The following is an 18,801-nucleotide window of genomic DNA, read 5'->3' as shown; positions in this document are numbered from 1 at the left end:
ATTTATTTTTTATTCAAAGCTGAAAGTGCTTCAACGCTACTTTACGAAATGAAATTCAATGAAGACAATCCTTTCGTACAGTGGGAGCAGGATAATTATTTTTTAGATAAATCTTTAAGTTGGATATTCCTGAAGTCTACTGGCTGTCCTTCGCTTTGTAATGCTATAAAACCACTTTTTAATAGCTTTCCATCCACTTTAATGGCAGGATCATATCGATTTACCACATCTCCGCCTATCTGAGGTTTTGAATATTGCAGCACTTTTTCGCCATTAATAATATGAGTTATCAGTGAATCACCCAGCACAATTATTTCAGCTTGAACCCATTGATCACCGTCATAGGTTTTTGATTTAGAATTGATACAATGGCTTTCATCAAGCTTGTCGTTATACACTACTTTAGTGCCCGGGGAACACATATTGCCTGTTGGTCGCGGTTTGCCATCACCCAATCCGCCTAACATTTGAAACTCAATTGAAATGGGCCAATCCTGCTCTTTAGGCATTGTTCTGGGATCTTGTGAATGAAACATAACGCCACTATTGCGTAAGGTATAACTTGGTGCCCCTTTTTGAAGTTCTCCTACAAAGCGATATTCTAATTTAAGGTGGTAATAGGAATACGGAATCTTGTAATATAAATGTCCAAACTGATCATTAAAATCAGCATATTTATCATAGCGTACCTTTAAAATGCCGTCTTCTGCTCTGAAAGTATTGCCAAAATTCTCTCCCACTTCATGGTGCTGAATTTTTACAAACCAATCCTTAATATCCTTGCCATTAAAGAGGGTAATCCACTCCTCATTTTTTGGTAAGGTCTTAACAGAAGTACAACTGTTTATTACTAATACCATCAAAACCGAAATTATAACTATTCGCATACTGTGTCTTTTAGAGTTTATAAAAATAAGTGTTTTTAACCGCATTGCAAATGCTACGATTTATCTTTTAATTGCTCGAAGCTTTGCTTCATTTTTTTTGCACATTAAAAACCGTACCTGCCGGATCAGTAATCCAGTGCATGTCTTCTGGTAATTCTTCCAGTTCATCACAGGTGTCTACGCCATTTAATTTTAAATACTCTGTGGCTTCCTCCACATTTGGAACCGTTAATTGCAACCAGGTTTCGGAATGGGTGTAATTGTCAACGCAATCTAACCAAATTACATTTGCTCCAAATTTTACCGAATGTGTTTTGGAAACTGTTGGATTGCTTATTGGCACTTCGGTTACTTCAAACTTTAAAATGTTTTGATAAAAATGTACCGTTTCGTTATACTTGCTTTTAGGAATTTTTATCGCAATGTTTATTCCTGCTTCAAATTGATTCTCCATACTATTTATTTAAGTTGTTTGATTCCTTTAAAAAAATATATAATGTTAATTGCTATAGGCTTAGTTTGAACTCTTCTGTTTATCCACAAACTTATCCTGCTGACGAAGGAAGCACCTCCGTAAGAAACTCACGATAGTTAGAATTATTTGCTCATTGTTGCGGGCACGGAAAGCATTTCCACTCTATTGGATTTGACTTCGTCTAATTTCATATCGGGCGGTAGGGGAATCAACGACTGAGATTAGGTAAAAAAGAGGTATCCATTAGATACTTTTTCGGATCATTTGGGTCAATGATAACCTTGATTTCCTCAGTTTTTATAAATTCTGTAGGATCAAACCAGATGTCCTCACTTTTAAAAATATGCAATTCATTGGTATTTGGGTTGAGCCAGCGGCTACAAATCTGGAAAGGGTTTCTATTATTAACTTTAATATCAGAATTAAGTTGTATATTCTCAAATTTGGTGACAATGCGTTTGCCATTATCAAGCAAGTACTTTGTTTTCTTTTGTTTTAAATGTCTAAATAGAATGGATATGAAACTTATTAAAATAAAGACAGTTCCTATAATTCCTAAAATTAAAGGTCCAAGATACAAAGCACTAAATCCGTTAATATCGGCTTTAGCGGGGTTGACAGGATCATAGAGAACCTCTACTTTTTCTCCTACATTATAGCTTGCAGGATTACTGGCCACAGAAGAAGTAAACTCTGCTTTTTTACCTGATTTTGTTTCAAACTCTACAACGGGACGATACATTATTGATTTATCTGATCTTGATCTCAGTAATTCAGTAACGGTGCCTTGTACCACTTCTGCTTTCTTAAAAAAAGCCTGTTTATCCTGATATAGATAAAGAGCAGCTGCTAATAGAAGCGAGCCAATGACTGCGAACATGTAAAAGATAATGGATGGTTTTAGTTTCATGTTTATTTACAGAATGTATTTAGTTTTGATTCTTATTTGTTTTTTGAGAAGTTGGGAAAACTTCATAGTTTGGTTTTAACACGAACCACACGAAAGGATTGACTTCGTCGAATTTCATTTCGTGCGGTAGTGGTTGGATTTTAGCATTAGTTCTTTACTCAGGAAAATGTTCAATAGAGTCTTTTATTTTTCGGCTAAAGAATTCTAAAGTTACTTTTTTCAGTTTCTTAGTAGTTTTACTCAATATTAAATTCTCAACTTTTTTATTTAATTCTTCTAAAAATTGTTTTTCCGAGTAAATTTTTTCGTAAACATTTATTTGATACCTTCCTTCAAAATAGAAAGCCAAATTTATAATCTGCGTGTTATTCAGTTTTTTAATAACTCTCCAAATTTTATTGAAATCATATTTCGTAAAATATGGTGTAAACATAAACTCACTATTCATTTCTTCAACTTTTTCTAAAAAAGTATTGAAATCAGATGAAAATAAATCAAATGTATCGGTTAATTCTTTTAATTCTTGGTCTTCTTTAATGCCTTTATTTATTTCAACACAGTATTCAACAATTTCTTTCAAGTCGTCATAAAATTCACTTGTTCTTTCAACAGATAATCGAAAATGAATGCTTCTCACATATTGATAATTATGAACACCCTTAAGTATTCCTTTCTTAAACCGCTTTTTAAGATTTTCAATGTTGTAATTAAGTAGATTATTAAATCTAGTTACATAATGAAATATAGTTGGGTATTGTTCTAAAGAAAACTCTCCTCTATCTACATAATTTAAAAGTGAAGATGTAAATGAACGATACTCAGAGTCTTTTAAATCAACACAATTCCAATAATTTAACTTTGAAATTAATTTTTCTCTTTCGGGTATTGTGTTGTCTTCAAATTTGTAAATCAAATTTAATTCATTTGATAATTGTTCAATTTTAAATGAAGTTTTACCAGTTATGTAATTGAATATAGAATCAAAATATACTCTTTGGACATTGTTATCTGGCGAATATTTTTCTTTAAATAATTCAGCATAACTTTTAGGTTCTTCTGCTTTATTAGAGTTTCCAATAAATGCTGAAAGATTAAACGAAAAACCTTGATATATTTCCTTTATTTCAGAGAAATTAGTTGTGTTTAATTTTCCCATTTTATACTCGATTGATATTGGCAAAGTGAAATTCAATATTTCTTCAAGTACATCTTTTTTTATTGCCTCAAATTTCTTTTCTGTTAAAAGATAATTAGCTGTTTTATTAAATATTATTTTAAAATGCTCTAAGAAGAATAATAAATTTCTAAGGTTATCTTTATTTTGTGAAATTCTATAGACAATGGTTTTCTTATGTTCAGTCAGAAAATCAAAATATAGTTTCTTTTCAGTTTTATATTTTGTTTCAATAATTCTGTCAAAGGTTAAAGATACATTAGTGTTAAAACTTACAGAAATACCAATTACCTTTTCTCTTAACAATGAGTAATTATCTATATCGTCAGTATTTATTTCTTTCCTTAGTTCATCCTCATTTGCAATTAGTAGAATTTTTGCATCAAGATTTTCTACAAGATTATTAACAAAACCAAATACTTCCTTTAAATCAAGATCTTTACTTTTTCTATCTATATCATCAATACAAATCAATATTTTTCGATAATCAGTTAAACTTTCGCTTGATGTGCCAGTTTCTGAAAGTAAGTCTTTTAGATTACTTCCGAAATATTTTAAAACTGTATTGCCTAAACCTGCTACAATTTTTACTCCTCTTTGTTTTAATATTGGATATAATTCAATAAATATTTGATTTTGAATGTCCTCAATAGATTTAGCACCAAAGAGAGAAATTAGAATTGGCAAATAGGTTTCGTCTTTTTCCGATTTTGGTATTTTTAATTTTTCAATTATTGGAAAAAGTTCATTTTTTATATAATGCGTTTTTCCAATACCATAATCTCCATTTATTATTATAGCATAATTTGTATCTAGCTGAAGATATTGTTTTATTCTATCTGTTATTTCTTTGTTCATACACACTCATTTATATATTTAACAGAATCACACTCATTTTACTCTAAATCGTAATGTATGAATCACATAATCGTCAGGTTTTATTGAAATCCAAATATATTCTTTTTTTCTTATAAATAGTTGTAAAAACTTTTTATTTGTAAGATAATTCAGGATGCGGTATTATGGAAATAAAACGCTCTAACTAGCCCTGATCGAGCCGATATCCTCGTGGAGTGGAACGGAACGAGATAAAGGTGAGAGCAGGAGGGAAGTACTTATGGAAAACTATGGTTGTGCTCCTAAAAAAAACACCAGTCGTGAGGACTGGTGTTGGTTTGAATCATAATTTTTAATGTCAGTTCGAGCGTAGTCGAGAACACTTCCTTCGACTCCGCTCTGGATGGCATCTCGACTGCGCTCGATGTGACAAAGCGATATTTAGTTCATTTTCTCGGTTTGATTTCTAAAAACCAATTGGCCGTCAAAAGCATCCAAAAGGATAATGCTATCGGTAGTGATTTTGCCAGCCAGAATTTCTTTAGACAACTGGTTCAACACCTCTCTTTGAATGACACGTTTTACGGGACGGGCTCCAAACTGCGGATCATAGCCTTTATCAGATAAATAATCGATAGCTTGTGGCGTGGCGTCCATAGTGATGCCTTGTTGTGCCAGCATTTTAGTAACCGATTTGAGTTGGAGGCCTACAATTTGAGCAATGTTAGCATTGGTCAACGGTGTAAACATCACAATTTCGTCAATACGGTTGATGAATTCCGGGCGAACGGTTTGTTTCAATAATCCTAAAACTTCTACTTTAGCAGCTTCGGTTGCGGCTTCGACACTTCCTTTTAAGTTCTCAAATTTCTCCTGAATAATATGACTTCCCATATTAGACGTCATGATGATAATGGTATTTTTAAAATCGGCAAGGCGGCCTTTGTTGTCTGTTAAACGTCCTTCGTCCAGCACCTGCAACAAGATGTTAAAGGTATCGGGATGCGCTTTTTCAATCTCATCCAGCAAAATTACCGAATAGGGTTTACGGCGCACGGCTTCGGTCAATTGCCCGCCTTCATCATAACCCACATATCCCGGAGGCGCACCTACCAAGCGGCTCACGCTGTGGCGTTCCTGATACTCACTCATATCAATTCGGGTCATGGCGTTTTCATCGTCGAATAAATATTCGGCCAGGGCTTTTGCCAATTCGGTTTTACCCACACCCGTTGTTCCAAGGAACAAGAACGTACCTACTGGTTTTTTCATGTCCTGCAATCCGGCACGGCTACGACGAACGGCATCACTCACGGCTTCGATGGCTTCTTCTTGTCCTACCACACGGCGGTGCAATTCTTCTTCCAGATGCAGGAGTTTTTCTCTTTCGCCCTGAAGCATTTTTACTACCGGAATTCCAGTCCATTTGGCCACTACTTCGGCAATGTCTTCGCGGGTTACTTCTTCTTTGATTAACGAACTTCCGCCTGATTGATTTTCCTGTAATTCTTTGTGTAAAACGTCTAAACGTTCCTGAGCTTCTTTGATTCTTCCGTATCTTATTTCGGCTACTTTTCCATAATCGCCATCGCGTTCGGCACGTTCGGCTTCGTACTTAAAGTCTTCGATTTCTGTTTTTACAGCCTGAATGTTATCCACCACATCTTTTTCTGATTTCCATTTGGCAAAAATCTTGTTTCGGTCTTCTTTCAGGTTGGCTAATTCCATTCCTAAAATCTTAAGTTTGCTCTCGTCTTTTTCGCGTTTGATCGCTTCAATTTCGATTTCCAATTGCATTACTTTTCGATCCAAAACATCCAGTTCTTCGGGTTTGGAATTGATTTCCATTCGGATTTTAGAAGCCGCTTCGTCCATTAAATCGATAGCTTTGTCTGGTAAAAAACGATTGGTAATATAACGTTGCGACAATTCTACCGCAGCAATAATCGCCTCATCCTTGATTTGGACTTTATGATGTGTTTCGTATTTTTCCTTGATTCCACGAAGGATAGAAACCGCACTTTCGGTATCCGGTTCTTCGATAATTACTTTTTGGAAACGTCTTTCAAGCGCCTTATCTTTTTCGAAATATTTTTGGTATTCGTCGAGAGTGGTTGCACCAATGGCACGCAATTCGCCACGAGCCAAAGCTGGTTTCAGGATATTAGCTGCATCCATCGCACCTTCGCCACCTCCGGCACCAACCAGCGTGTGGATTTCGTCAATAAACAAAACAATGTCTCCTTCGGCAGCAGTTACTTCTTTCACTACCGATTTTAAGCGCTCTTCAAATTCTCCTTTGTATTTGGCTCCGGCAATCAAAGCACCCATATCCAGTGAAAACACGATTTTGTCTTTCAGGTTTTCAGGCACGTCGCCATCTACAATTCGGTGTGCTAAACCTTCGGCAATGGCGGTTTTACCCACACCAGGTTCACCCACAAGCATTGGATTGTTTTTGGTTCTACGGGTCAGGATTTGCAATACACGTCGAATTTCTTCGTCACGACCAATTACAGGATCGAGTTTTCCTGATTTGGCTAATTCGTTCAGGTTTTTAGCGTATTTATTTAACGAATTATAGGTTTCTTCGGCAGATGCTGAAGTTACTCTTTCGCCTTTGCGTAATTCTTCAATAGCGGCTTTCAATGCTTTTCCAGTAACACCCTGATCTTTTAAAATTTGCGCCACTTTGCTTTTAGAATCGAAAATAGCTAAGATTAAATGTTCGATAGAAACATATTCATCGTTCATTTTTTTAGCAATAATTTCGGCTTCGTTTAGTGCTTTGTTGGCCTCTCTGGAAAGCATCACATCGCCACCCGAAACTTTTGGGAAGCTTTGAATGGTGCTGTCCAGAATTTGTAAAAACAACGGCACATTTACGTTCAGTTTTTTCAAAATAAAAGGCGCTACATTTTCATCGACTTCAAAGATGGCTTTAAAAATGTGTTCGTTTTCTATTTGTTGTTGTCCGTAACTTTGTGCGAGCTGTTGCGAAAGCTGAATGGCTTCCTGCGATTTAATAGTGAATTTATTTATATTCATGATTCGTATATTTTTGAGTTGCTATTTATTTATCTTTGCTGAACAACATTCAATTTGTATTCCATCGTAAATTTACAGTCAAAATGACATTAAAATGATGATTTTTATCATAATAAAATGTCAAAATGACCTAAAACCAGTCAAGACATGAGTTTTTTTAAAGATATTTTTGGGAGTGATGAAACTCCTAAACAGCCAGAAAGTAAAATGAATTGGGAACTGCTTACTGATATTGATCAGTTGGGTGAGATTATTTTCAATTCGAATGAGAAACCAGCGGTTATTTTTAAACACAGTACCCGTTGCAGTGTGAGCAGAATGGCGTTAAAGCAATTTGAAAATGAGTTTAAGTTACAAGATGAGGTTACGCCTTATTTTTTAGATTTAATCGCTTACCGCGAAATTTCGAATGAAATAGCCAATCGTTTTAATGTGTATCACGAATCGCCACAAATACTTTTAATAAAAGACGGAAAATCGGTTTATGATGCTTCGCATTCGGATATTGATGCTACGGTATTGAAAGGGAAGTTATAGTATTTTTTTTGCCACGAATTCACGAATTATAATTTTTGTTTTTAACCTCAGATTACACAGATTAGCACAGATTTTAAAGTATAAAGCCACGAATTCACGAATTTAAATACTATAATCCGAAAGTTCATGGCTTTTTTTGTTTGAATGCTTTTGCTTTTAGTAAGCCAGATTCATTTTTTCTTTAATTTCTGCTAAGCAAAGGTTATTGATACTTCCTTCGTGAGTGTGTTTGGTTTCTTTTGGAGATTCATACGTGCCAGCTTCTAATTGTTCCGCAACGGCTTTGTAAGCATCTCTAAAAGGCATCCCTGCTACTACCATTTCGTTTAAAGTATCTACAGTAAACAGGTAATTGTATTTTTTATCGTTTAAGATTTCGTCTTTTACTTTGATGTCTTTGATGGAAAAAATAGCAATATCTAAACAAGCTTGCAGGTTTTGAATAGCCGGAAACAATCCTTCCTTCAATAATTGCAAATCACGGTGGTACCCACTTGGAAGATTATTGGTAATCAAAGTAATTTCATAAGGCAAGGCTTGAATCTTGTTGCATTTCCCACGAATTAACTCAAAAACATCAGGATTTTTCTTGTGTGGCATGATGCTAGAACCTGTAGTTAAATGAGCAGGTAAGCTGATAAAATCAAAATTCTGACTCATGTACAAACATACATCCATCGAGAATTTAGCCAAAGTAGCAGCAACACTACTCATTGCAAAAGCGACTGTTTTCTCTGATTTTCCACGGCTCATTTGTGCCGCAACCGAATTGTATTTCAAGGTTTCGAATCCTAATTCCTGAGTAGTAAAAGTTCGGTTGATAGGGAAGGAGCTTCCGTAACCAGCAGCAGAACCCAATGGATTTTGATCGACTACTTTTAATGCTGCATTCAGCATCGTAATGTCATCAATCAAGGTTTCAGCATAAGCAGAAAACCACATTCCAAAAGAAGAAGGCATTGCAATTTGCAAATGTGTATACCCTGGTAACAATACATTTTGATGCTTTTCTGCCGATTCCATTAATAAATCAAACAATGTTTTTACCTGAGATTTCAAGTCTTTTACAACATCTTTCAGGTATAAGTTTACATCAACTAAAACCTGGTCGTTACGGGAACGGGCAGTGTGGATTTTTTTACCAGCATCACCTAATTTCACCGTCAAAAGATATTCAATTTTAGAATGTACATCTTCAAAACTGTCTTCGATTTCGAAATTGCCTTTGGCTACATCAGCAATAATTTCGTTTAAAGCGACTACTAAAGAATCAGTTTCAGTTGGAGTTAGTAATCCAATTTGTTCCAACATTTTAGCGTGAGCAATAGAGCCTAAAGCATCGTATTTTGCTAATACCAAATCGAGTTCACGGTCGTTTCCAACGGTGAATTGTTCGATTTGTTTATCTGTTGGTATTCCTTTTTCCCAAAGTTTCATAAGTGTATTTTTTTTATTGAAGGGACAGCTCGCGAGCTGTCCGTACTATATGTTTTTAAAAAAATCAGTCAATATTTTGATGTACAATTGAATTCCTTCTTCGATCTCGTTCAAGTAAATAAATTCATCAGCCGAGTGCGAACGCAAGCTATCGCCAGGTCCTAATTTTAACGATTTACAGCTTAAAACCGATTGGTCTGAAAGCGTAGGAGAGCCATAAGTAGTTCTGCCTAATGCAATTCCTGCCTGAACTAATCCATGTGTTTCAGGAATTGATGAAGCTTTTAAGTGCATAGAACGAGGAGTGACTTCGGCATTTACACTTTCTTTTATGGTATCTAAAATTTCTTGGTTGGTGTAACAATCATTTACTCGGATATCAACTACCAAATTGCATTCTGATGGCACCACATTGTGTTGTTTACCTGCAGTGATTTGGGTTACGGTCATTTTTACAGGCCCTAATGCAGTCGAAATTTTTTCGAACTTATAGTTTTTAAACCATTCCACTACAGGAATAACATTATATATTGAATTGTCTTCGTTTTGATGTGCAGCATGACTGGCTGTTCCTTTTACCTTTACATCCAGTACTAATAAACCTTTTTCGGCTATAGCCAATTGCATTAAAGTAGGTTCGCCCACAATAGCGCATTCAAGTTCTGGTAAGTGTTTTAATACACTGTTTAAACCGTTTTTTCCGCTGCTTTCTTCTTCGGCTGAAGCTACCATTACAATGTTGTAAGGCAGATTTTCATTGGCATAAAAATAAGTAAAACTTGCCATTAATGAAACCAGACATCCGCCAGCATCATTACTTCCTAGACCAAATAGTTTTCCATCTTCAACAATGGCTTTAAAAGGATCATTTGTATAAGCCTGATTGGGTCTAACGGTATCGTGGTGTGAGTTTAAAAGTAGGGTAGGCTTGTTTTTGTCAAAATGTTTATTGAATGCCCAAACATTGTTATTCTCTCTCTTGAAAGGTATTTCGTTTTGGTTAAACCAATTTTCTATTAAAAGAGCGGTTTGCTGCTCTTCACTAGAAAACGAAGGTGTTTCAATTAGGCTTTTTAATAAATTAATTGCTTCTTGAGTAAGTGTTTCGATGTTTTTCATTTTATTTGTTTTTCCGATAGAGGTAGACTCTCTGGGAGTTTTTTTAGAAGGTTTTCTTCTAATTTTCAAACTAGGATTGGTTTATTATTATAAAAATGAATAAACCAACTGTGTTTATAATTGAATGCTTGTGTAAATAGCATCGGCATTTTTTAGCATTTTATGGTGTCCAATTTTGATTTTCTGAACACCTTTAGACAGACTATTAAAACAGTTGTCTAATTTAGGAATCATTCCCGAATGGATAGCACCTTCTTCTTTTAGTTTAGCATAAAGTTCTGAATTTATTTGTTGGATTACTGAATTTTCATCTTCAACATCCGTAAGAACTCCCGCTTTTTCGAAGCAATAATTTAAGGTTACTTCAAAAACTTCCGAAAGTGCAATGGCTAATTCACTTGCAATGGTGTCTGCATTAGTGTTCAGTAATTGCCCGTTTTTATCGTGTGTGATGGCACAAAAAACAGGAGCTATTTCTAATCCGATTATTTTTTGCAATAAAGCTGTGTTTACTTTTTTTACATCACCCACAAAACCATAATCAATTGTAGGATGATTTCTTTTTTCTGAAAGGATAAGATTTCCATCTGCACCAGAAAAACCTATGGCATTGGTGTTATTTGCTTGTAATTCGGCAACTACATTTTTATTAATTTGACCCGCATAAATCATCACAGCAATATCCAGCATTGGTGCATCAGTAATGCGGCGACCATCAACCATTTTAGGAGTTAAGCCTATGCTTTGTGCCATTTTAGTTGCTGATTTTCCACCACCATGAACTAAAACTTTAGCTCCTTCAATTTTAGAAAAATCAGAAAGGAATTGCGTTAATTCAGTTGGATTATCGATGATGTTTCCACCTATTTTTATTACTGTAAGTTGTTGTTTCATGTTGTTGCTTTTGGATTCAAAATTTTAAAATATTAAACTTCTGATATTTTAGAACCTTGCTTTCAATATTTTTTGTAACACTAATTGTGCTGCGTAGGTTCTGTTATTGGCTTGTTCAATTACAATCGAATTTTCGCTGTCAATAACTTCATCGGCTACAATTACATTACGTCTTACGGGTAAACAGTGCATGAATTTAGCATTATTAGTCAAAGCCATTTTTTCGGCAGTAATGGTCCAGTTAGAATCCGCATTTGTAATTTGACCGTATTCAATGTAATTACTCCAGTTTTTGGCATAAATAAAATCGGCATTTTCAAAAGCTTTATCCTGATCGTATTCTATTTTAGAATCTTTGGTAATGGCAGGATTCAATTCGTAACCTTCCGGATGTGTAATTACAAAATCAGCATCTTGCAATTGCATCATTTCTACAAATGAATTGGCTACAGCCTGAGGCAAAGCTCGAGGATGTGGTGCCCAGGATAAAACCACTTTAGGTCTGTGAGGCGTTTTGAATTCTTCTATTGTAATGGCATCAGCCAAAGATTGTAGAGGATGTCCAGTTGCACCTTCCATGTTAACAATAGGTACGGTAGCATGTTTTAAGAAACCAGCCAAAACCGTTTCGGCATTGTCTTTTTCTTTATCAATCAATCCAGCAAACGCTCTGATAGCAATAATATCACAATATTGAGATACTACTTCAGCAGCTTCTTTAATGTGTTCTGAAGCACCTTGATTCATGATTACTCCATCCTCAAATTCCAGCGTCCATCCTTCATTGCTAAAATTCATTACCATGACATTCATTCCTAAATTTAAGGCTGCTTTTTGAGTACTCAAACGTGTTCTTAAACTAGGATTGAAAAACAACATTCCTAAGGTTTTGTTTTTACCTAATTTTTTATGTTTAAGAGGATTCTTTTTTATTTTAAGTGCATCTTGAACCCATTGTGACAAGTTGTCGATGTTTTGAATTGAGATGTAGTTCATAATTGATAGTTTATTTGTTGATTTGGTAGTTTGTTGATGTGTTAATTGAATAACAAAGTCAAAAATAGCCAAATTAGCTTTATATTATTTTAGTAAAAAGTATTTCGTTTTTTAGTGCGTTCAATATAAAATTGTCGTTTAGACCATTCACAATCCAGGTTTCAATATTAGCTTCTTTTGCAATGGCTGCGGCTTCTATTTTAGATTGCATTCCGCCTGTTCCGTGAGATGATTTTGATTCTCCAATTTCTTTTTCTAAAATTCTTAAATCATTTACAATTGCTATAGTTTCAGGATTTGGATTACCAATAGAGGATTTTATATAAATTCCATTTGTGTTTGTAGCAATAATCAGAATATCAACTTTTAGTAACACAGCGGTCAAAGCAGCTAATTTATCATTGTCGCCAAATTTAATTTCATCCGTGGCTACCGTATCGTTTTCGTTGATGATAGGGATGTAATTGTTTTTGACTAATACATTAATTGTATTGACAATGTTTTTTCTGGTTTGTTCTTTTTCAAAATCAGAATAAGAAAGCAAACACTGCGAAGTATTTAGTCCTAAATCCTTAAAGTTTTCATTGTAAATCCGCATTAAATGCGGCTGACCAATAGAAGCCAAAGCCTGTTTTACAAAAACATCTTTGTCGTTGTTGTCTAACTTAACAAATTGTTTCGCCGCAGCAATAGCGCCCGAACTCACAATGATAAATTCGTATTCATCGTTTAAGGCGGCTATTTGCATACCAATATCTTCAATCTTTCCTCTCGAAATATGATTGGTTTCTTTGGTTAGCGTATTGCTTCCTAATTTTAATAAAATTCTTTTTTTTGCCATGTTTTTTAACCGCAAAGGGCTTTTTTTAACCACAAAGGACACAAAGTAATCGCAAAGGGCACAAAGTTTTTTTTTAATTCAATATCAAAAATCAATGTCAATTTCAACTGAAATCAATCTGAAATCTAAATTCTGCAATCTCAAGTCTGTTTTCTGCTACCTGATCTGTCCGTCTCCGTAAATATACCATTTATTGGTTACCAAATGTTGTAAACCAATTGGTCCGCGTTGGTGTAATTTATCTGTACTAATAGCTAATTCTCCTCCTAAACCAAATTGCCCTCCATCAGTGAAACGAGTAGAAGCATTATGATAAACGGATGAAGCGTCAATGTTTTCCATGAATTCTTGCGCAATCGCTTTGTCTTCGGTAATAATTGAAGCCGAATGTCCTCCACAATATTTGTTGATTTTAGCAATCGCATCTTGTTTCGAATCGATAGTTCCAATCACAATTTTGTAATCCAAAAACTCTTCGTACCAAATCAAATCATTTTCTATTGCAGGAACCTGAGTTGCTTTTGCGAAAGCGTCATCGCCTAAAATAGTTACATTATATGCTTTTAATTTGGTTGCCAATTCGTTAGCGAAGCCTTCCCAATTTGGGATATTAGTATCAATTAAAACTTTATCTAAAGCATTACAAACGGATATGTTTGAGGTCTTTCCGTTAATAATAATCGATAATGCTTTTTCTAAATCAGCATCAGCATTTACATACACAAAATTATTTCCTCGACCGCTTACAATCACTGGACAGCTTGCGTGTTTTTTAGTAAATTCAATCAGTTTTTCACCACCACGAGGTACAATTAAATCGACTCTTTGTGTTGGTTTTTCTAAGAAAGCCTGAGTTTGAACTCGGTCATAATTCAAATATTCCACCCAATCCGTTGAAACTCCATTGCTTTCTAAAGCCTGGTGCCAAAGACTCACAATTTTTTGGTTCGAAAGCAAGGATTCTTTTCCGCCTTTCAATAAAATTTTATTTCCTGATTTGAAAGCAATTCCACCAGCTTCCACCGTTACATCTGGACGCGACTCATAAATAATCAAAATCGTTCCAAAAGCAGCCGTTTTATTGCTGATTTTCATTCCGTTATCATGAGTGAATTCATAACGAACCTGACCCACAGGATCTTCCTGACTAGCCAATTGTTGTACAGAAAGAATCATTCCGTCCACCTTGGCATCATCAACGAGTAGCCGTTTTTCCATAGCCAAATCTTCACCATTATAATTGGCTAAATCTTGTTGATTGATGGCTTTCAAAGCTTCTCTTTCTTGTTCTAAAAGAGCCGCCATAGTAGTCAATACAGCATTTCTTTTTTCTATGGATAAAATAGTACTCATTTTTCTCTTATTGTTTTAATAAAAAATATAACGCCAAATAGAATCATTAGTAAACCTGTTAAAAAACAAATTGTACTTATAGGATGACCTAATTTTGTTGTAAAACCAAATCCACTTAAAATCCAACCAAATATTATGGTTATCAAAGAAAGAGTTAACGTGGTTTTATATTTCATGATTATTTTAATTCAACTAAACTTTCTTCAGCTCCGCAAAGTCTCTGACTTTGAGGGAGCGAGAATCGGTCTCTGACCGCATACAAAACGAAGGTTTAAAACCTTCAAACACATCCTCAAAGTCAGAGACTTTGCGGAGCAAAAGTTTAAAAAAACTTATGCTTTTAATTCTGCTAATGATTCCTGTAGTGCAACGATAAATGCGTCAATTGCGTCAGTAGTAATCGTTAATGGTGGAAGGATTCTCAATAAGTTTTTATTGTTAGCTCCACCTGTAAAAATATATTTCTCAATAATCATTTTCTTTCTCAAAGCACTCACGTCAAAGTCAAATTCAACTCCTAACATCAATCCTCTTCCTTTTACTTTGATGATTTCAGGAATTACTTTAATCGCTTCAAAAAAGTATTCTGAAACTTTGTTGGTGTTTTCGATTAGATTTTTAGCTTCCATCACGTCTAAAACAGCAATTCCAGCAGCACAAGCCAAATGACTTCCACCAAAAGTAGTTCCTAATAATCCGTAGCTAGCCTGGAATTTAGGAGAAATCAAAACGCCTCCAATAGGGAAACCGTTCCCCATTCCTTTAGCTGTAGTTACAATATCAGGATTGATTCCGTGGTGTTGGAAAGCGAAGAATTTTCCGCTTCTTCCGTAACCTGATTGTACTTCGTCTAAAATTAAAACTACATCATTGGCTTTACATGCTTTTTCCAAAGCTTGAAAGAATTCAGTTGTTCCCTGGTCTAAACCACCAACACCTTGGATAGGTTCGATGATAACCGCACAAACATCTCCTTTTTTCAATTCTGCTTCTACCAAATCAATTTGGTTTAAAGGCAGAAATGTAACGGCTTGTTGTGCGTTTAATGGCGCAACAATTTTTTTGTTATCGGTTACAGCAACTGCTGCAGAAGTTCTTCCGTGAAACGAATTATCAAAAGCAATTACTCTTGATTTGTTCGTGTGAAAAGAAGCTACTTTCAAAGCATTTTCATTGGCTTCAGCACCAGAACTACAAAGAAATAAGCTGAAATCAGTTAAGCCAGAAGCTTTTCCTAATTTTTCTGCTAATTCTACTTGTAAAGGATTCTGAATAGCATTCGAGTAAAAACTCAAATTATCCAATTGCTCTTTTACTTTAGCAACATAATCCGGTTGTGTATGTCCAATAGAAATTACTCCGTGACCAGAGTATAAATCTAAATATTCGATTCCTTTATCGTCTGTAATCGTGCAATCTAAAGCTTTTACAGGCGTAATAGGGTATAATGGGTAAACGTCAAATAAGTTCATTTTTTTATTGTTTAATCGGTTAATTGTTTAATTGCTGAATCGATTAAACAATTAACCGATTTAGCAATTAAGCTTTTTTAAAATCCACTTGGTTTCAAATGCAATCCTGTAGTCTCTTCTAATCCAAACATTAAATTCATGTTTTGAACCGCCTGACCAGAGGCGCCTTTCAATAAATTATCAATTATTGAAGTAATTAAAACCCGGTTTCCTTTTTTTAATAAACTAATAATACATTTGTTCGTTTGTACTACCTGTTTCATGTTGATGTTAGTAGTAGTCACTGTTACAAAAGGTTGGTCAGCATAATAAGCTTCGTATTTGGCAACCAAATCGTCTAAACTTTCTTCCGATTTTGTATATAAAGTGGCAAAAATTCCTCTTGGGAAATCGCCTCTGTTGGGTATAAAAATCAATTCATCTGAATAATCCGCCTGCAATTGATTGATACTTTGATTGATTTCTCCCAAATGTTGGTGCTCAAATACCTTGTAGTGCGAGAAATTATTGTTTCTCCAGCTAAAATGTGAAGTAGCAGCTAAACCAACTCCAGCACCTGTACTACCGGTTGTGGCGTTGATGTGAACATCTTCAGTCAATGCACTATCAGCAGCCAATGGCAATAAAGCCAATTGAATAGCCGTAGCAAAACAACCTGGATTAGCAATATAATTGGCGTTTTTAATGTCGGATTTATTTAGTTCAGGCAATCCGTATACAAAAGATTTTCCGTTAAAGTTTTTGTCTTTTGTCAAACGGAAATCGTTTCCTAAATCGATGATTTTGGTATTATCTGAGAATTTATTGTTTTCTAAGAATGAAATGGATTTTCCGTGTCCTAAACACAAGAAAAGCACATCAACATCAGGATTGATAGTATCCGTAAAATTCATTTCGATATCGCCTAACAAATCGTGGTGTGCCACAGATAGTGATTTTCCAGCGTTTGTAGTACTGTAAACAAAATCCAATTGAGCATTCGGGTGAAACATCAGAATTCTAATTAATTCTCCTGCTGTATATCCCGAACCGCCTATTATTCCAACTTTAATCATAATCTTTATTTTTTTAGATACATTGTTAAATCGAATTCGATTTTTAATATCTTTTGTGTTTTTAGATTAGACAATTTTAAAAAGTTATCTAATCTCCTATGTTTTTTAATCAATAGCAAAAACGAATTCTGCTGTTACGAACTTCACGGTAAATGTCTTTATCTGCTCAGGACTTAATGATTGTGTGTCATGAGGAGATTCAACATTATAAACTTCTGTATAAGTAGAATTTGCACCAATTTCAACATAAGGAGGAACTCTTTTAATGGGTCTTAATATTATTCCATTATAATCCATAGTTACTGCAGTACTTCCTTTTACAGCCACATTATTAGGGTTAGTGTATTTTATATTATATTTTAAACGAGATGAATTATTACCAGTGTCAGCTGTAAATTCAAATGATAAAACTTCATAGGTGATACTTTTCAATGTTTCTTCCTCAGTAGAAGAATCATCACTATTAGAACATCCAAACAGTATAAAAAATAACGGTAATAAAACAAATGTTTTTATTTTCATAATATAAATCACTACAATTAATTACTCGTAAGTTTCATTGTTTACAGATGAAAATATGTTTTGAGCATTACCTAAGATTTTAATAAATCCTTTAGCATCATCTGATGTCCAGGCATTGTTCATTTCGCCATATTGACCAAAACCAGTATTCATTAAATCATTATCAGATTCGATTCCGTCTAATGAAAAATGATAGGGTTTCAACGAAACAAATACTTTTCCGTTTACTGTTTTTTGAGTATCCTCAAGGAAAGCTTCGATGTTACGCATTACAGGATCTAAAAACTGACCTTCATGGAATAACATTCCGTACCAGTTTCCTAGTTGTTCTTTCCAGTATTGTTGCCATTTTCCAAGAGTGTGTTTCTCTAATAAATGGTGTGCTTTAATAATGATAATTGGTGCAGCCGCTTCAAAACCAACTCTTCCTTTAATTCCGATAATTGTATCACCCACGTGAGTATCTCTACCAATAGCGTAAGCACTAGCTAATTTTTCAAGTGCTACAATATTATTCGAAGGTTTGTCAGCAATACCGTTTACAGCTACTAATTCTCCTTTTTTGAATTCAAGAGTTACTTTTTCTTCGCCTTCTTTTGTTAATTGAGAAGGATAAGCTTCGCTTGGTAAAGATTGGTGTGATGTCAAAGTTTCTTTTCCGCCTACACTAGTTCCCCAAAGTCCTTTGTTGATCGAATATTGTGCTTTTTCCCAAGAGTAGTGAACTCCGTTTTGAGATAAATAATCTACTTCTTCTTGTCTTGATAATTTCAAGTCACGAATAGGAGTGATGATTTCAATTTCGGGAGCAATAGTCTGGAAAATTAAATCAAAACGAATTTGGTCGTTTCCAGCACCTGTACTTCCGTGAGCAATAGCAGTAGCACCAACAGATTTAGCGTATTTTATAGCTTCAATTGCCTGAAAAACACGTTCAGCACTTACTGATAATGGGTAGGTATTGTTTTTTAATACATTTCCATAAATTAAATACTTGATGGCTTTGTCATAATATTTATCTAAGATAGTAAGATTAGCGTGTTTCGCACTTCCTAACTCATAGGCTCTGTCTTCGATAGCTTTTAATTCAGCATCATCAAAACCTCCTGTATTAATTAATACGGTGTGAACTTCATATCCTTTTTCATTTTTTAAATATTTAAGGCAATATGAGGTATCTAGACCTCCACTATAAGCTAATACAACTTTTTTCATTTTTTATGGGCTATTAATGGCTATCGGCT

The 18,801-nt window shown here is 34.7% G+C and carries 16 protein-coding genes; 1 reads left to right on the top strand and 15 read right to left on the bottom strand.

Annotation, left to right across the window (positions count from 1 at the left end; genetic code table 11):
- Nucleotides 1-95: 95 nt before the first annotated feature.
- The 5 genes from AAGV33_RS08565 to clpB form a co-directional block, all read right to left on the bottom strand.
- Nucleotides 96-887, bottom strand: a complete 792-nt coding sequence (locus AAGV33_RS08565; RefSeq protein WP_373391556.1) for a 3-keto-disaccharide hydrolase — start codon at nt 885-887, stop codon at nt 96-98.
- An 88-nt stretch (nt 888-975) separates the two neighbouring features.
- On the bottom strand, nt 976-1,341 hold the full coding sequence (locus tag AAGV33_RS08560; protein ID WP_373391555.1) for a VOC family protein: 366 nt from the start codon (nt 1,339-1,341) through the stop codon (nt 976-978).
- Nucleotides 1,342-1,570: 229 nt separating this feature from the next.
- Nucleotides 1,571-2,272 (bottom strand): DUF3592 domain-containing protein, encoded by a 702-nt coding sequence (locus tag AAGV33_RS08555; RefSeq protein WP_373391554.1) that lies wholly within the window; start codon nt 2,270-2,272, stop codon nt 1,571-1,573.
- A 154-nt stretch (nt 2,273-2,426) separates the two neighbouring features.
- Nucleotides 2,427-4,304 (bottom strand): hypothetical protein, encoded by a 1,878-nt coding sequence (locus tag AAGV33_RS08550; RefSeq protein WP_373391553.1) that lies wholly within the window; start codon nt 4,302-4,304, stop codon nt 2,427-2,429.
- A 420-nt stretch (nt 4,305-4,724) separates the two neighbouring features.
- Nucleotides 4,725-7,331 (bottom strand): ATP-dependent chaperone ClpB, encoded by a 2,607-nt coding sequence (gene clpB / locus AAGV33_RS08545; RefSeq protein ID WP_373391552.1) that lies wholly within the window; start codon nt 7,329-7,331, stop codon nt 4,725-4,727.
- Between the two features lie 147 nt (nt 7,332-7,478).
- Between clpB and ytxJ the strand changes: the two genes are divergently transcribed.
- A complete protein-coding gene (ytxJ, locus tag AAGV33_RS08540; protein ID WP_373391551.1) occupies nt 7,479-7,868 on the top strand; it encodes a bacillithiol system redox-active protein YtxJ in 390 nt (129 codons plus the stop codon).
- A gap of 156 nt (nt 7,869-8,024) precedes the next feature.
- Here the strand turns inward: ytxJ and argH are convergent, their stop codons facing one another.
- The 10 genes from argH to AAGV33_RS08490 form a co-directional block, all read right to left on the bottom strand.
- Complete coding sequence (gene argH, locus AAGV33_RS08535; RefSeq protein WP_373391550.1) at nt 8,025-9,305, bottom strand: argininosuccinate lyase; 1,281 nt, start codon at nt 9,303-9,305, stop codon at nt 8,025-8,027.
- 45 nt (nt 9,306-9,350) lie between these two features.
- Nucleotides 9,351-10,424: a M20 family metallo-hydrolase gene (locus AAGV33_RS08530; RefSeq protein WP_373391549.1), complete on the bottom strand. Its 1,074-nt coding sequence runs from the start codon at nt 10,422-10,424 to the stop codon at nt 9,351-9,353.
- Between the two features lie 114 nt (nt 10,425-10,538).
- Nucleotides 10,539-11,318, bottom strand: a complete 780-nt coding sequence (gene argB / locus AAGV33_RS08525; RefSeq protein ID WP_373391548.1) for an acetylglutamate kinase — start codon at nt 11,316-11,318, stop codon at nt 10,539-10,541.
- Between the two features lie 48 nt (nt 11,319-11,366).
- Nucleotides 11,367-12,314: an N-acetylornithine carbamoyltransferase gene (locus tag AAGV33_RS08520; RefSeq protein ID WP_373391547.1), complete on the bottom strand. Its 948-nt coding sequence runs from the start codon at nt 12,312-12,314 to the stop codon at nt 11,367-11,369.
- A 79-nt stretch (nt 12,315-12,393) separates the two neighbouring features.
- Nucleotides 12,394-13,155: a glutamate 5-kinase gene (proB, locus tag AAGV33_RS08515; RefSeq protein WP_373391546.1), complete on the bottom strand. Its 762-nt coding sequence runs from the start codon at nt 13,153-13,155 to the stop codon at nt 12,394-12,396.
- Between the two features lie 156 nt (nt 13,156-13,311).
- A complete protein-coding gene (locus AAGV33_RS08510; RefSeq protein WP_373391545.1) occupies nt 13,312-14,508 on the bottom strand; it encodes a glutamate-5-semialdehyde dehydrogenase in 1,197 nt (398 codons plus the stop codon).
- Between the two features lie 332 nt (nt 14,509-14,840).
- Nucleotides 14,841-15,980, bottom strand: coding sequence for an aspartate aminotransferase family protein (locus AAGV33_RS08505; protein WP_373391544.1), 1,140 nt, complete (start codon nt 15,978-15,980; stop codon nt 14,841-14,843).
- Between the two features lie 77 nt (nt 15,981-16,057).
- Complete coding sequence (gene argC, locus AAGV33_RS08500; RefSeq protein ID WP_373391543.1) at nt 16,058-17,035, bottom strand: N-acetyl-gamma-glutamyl-phosphate reductase; 978 nt, start codon at nt 17,033-17,035, stop codon at nt 16,058-16,060.
- Between the two features lie 105 nt (nt 17,036-17,140).
- The gene (locus tag AAGV33_RS08495; RefSeq protein WP_373391542.1) at nt 17,141-17,467 is read right to left on the bottom strand and encodes a hypothetical protein; all 327 of its coding nucleotides are present in this window, start codon (nt 17,465-17,467) and stop codon (nt 17,141-17,143) included.
- Between the two features lie 111 nt (nt 17,468-17,578).
- Nucleotides 17,579-18,772, bottom strand: a complete 1,194-nt coding sequence (locus AAGV33_RS08490) for an argininosuccinate synthase (RefSeq protein WP_373391541.1) — start codon at nt 18,770-18,772, stop codon at nt 17,579-17,581.
- Nucleotides 18,773-18,801 lie beyond the last annotated feature (29 nt).

The organism is Flavobacterium magnesitis (genome assembly GCF_041729735.1).
Classification (GTDB): Bacteria; Bacteroidota; Bacteroidia; order Flavobacteriales; family Flavobacteriaceae; genus Flavobacterium; species Flavobacterium magnesitis.
The sequence above is the reverse complement of the archived record's forward strand: the minus strand, read 5'-3'. Positions and strand labels throughout refer to the sequence as shown.